The following is a 1,087-nucleotide window of genomic DNA, read 5'->3' as shown; positions in this document are numbered from 1 at the left end:
ATGAAATGTTGGATGAAGCTTGGAGAATCAGCAAAGCGGGTCAGCCAGTCGTGTTAGATGTAAATATTGATTACAGTAAACAGACCCGATTTACGAAGGGTATTGTGGGAACAAACCTTAAGCGTTTGCCCCTCAACATGAAGGTCAGAATGATTAGTCGGGCTTTAGTAAGGAAAGTGACCTGCTAGCTATTTATTCACGACGTTTGCTAGCTTCTCTGAAACGTCGCTAAGCTTTGTCGTCATTGTGCTCAGGTTTTGAATTGACTCCAGTAGGTGTATAACAGCGTAAGCGTTATTGTTATTTACCTCGCCAACATTCTGCGAGGCAGCACTGACTTGTGTCATGTTGTCTTGCAGTTTATTGATTACCTTGGATACTTTTTCAATTTGTTCTGAAACTTCAATAACCGAGGCCGATGTATTCTCCAGTACTGCTTCTGAGTGAAGTACTATCTCGACGCCCTTATCAACGTCTACTGACCCTTGTTTTATTACATCGGTAATTTCTTGGGCAGACTCATCACAGCGAATTGATAAGCTTCTGATTTCGTCAGCAACGACGGCAAAGCCACGCCCCCTGTCACCAGCACGTGCAGCTTCGATTGTTGCGTTTAATGCAAGTAAGTTCGTTTGGCTAACGATACCGGAAATGACCTGAATAACATCTTCAATTTTTGAGAAGCTTTGTTTGATCTTATCCATGCTTTCTGTTGTTTTCTTCATGGAGTCTGCGGTAGATGTGACATTTGCTTGTGTAGTTCTTGTCACAGTTTCAATTTCTCTCACAAGAGAAGATGTCTCGCTAAGCGTTGTTTGCGTTTCGCTAACTGTTGCATCAATCTGCTCAGAAGCCTCGAGTTGAGAATGTGCGCCGTTTTCAATTGACTGGCTATCACTGTTCATTTTTTTGATGTTTTCTAGCAAGGATCTTGATGAGGTGGATAGGGTATGGCATGTCGACTTGGCTTCATTCAGAATCTCTCCTAAGCGCTGTGAGTTCTTTTCGGCCGAAATTACCAGACTACTTGTCTCTTCATTTGCTTGGATTGCTTCAGCTAGTGATTCTTGCCTTATGCGAAAAGCAT

2 protein-coding genes are annotated in these 1,087 nt (G+C 42.7%); one reads left to right on the top strand and one right to left on the bottom strand.

Annotation, left to right across the window (positions count from 1 at the left end; translation table 11 throughout):
* On the top strand, positions 1–188 hold a 188-nt coding region (locus tag A3757_RS27760; protein WP_231878349.1), incomplete at its 5' end, for a hypothetical protein.
* Here the strand turns inward: A3757_RS27760 and A3757_RS21390 are convergent.
* Positions 189–1,087, bottom strand: an 899-nt coding sequence (locus tag A3757_RS21390) for a methyl-accepting chemotaxis protein (protein ID WP_156506479.1), incomplete at its 5' end; no start/stop codon positions are given. It abuts the gene before it with no gap.

The organism is Oleiphilus sp. HI0117 (assembly GCF_001635235.1).
This window is presented reverse-complemented; position numbering and strand designations above follow the sequence as displayed.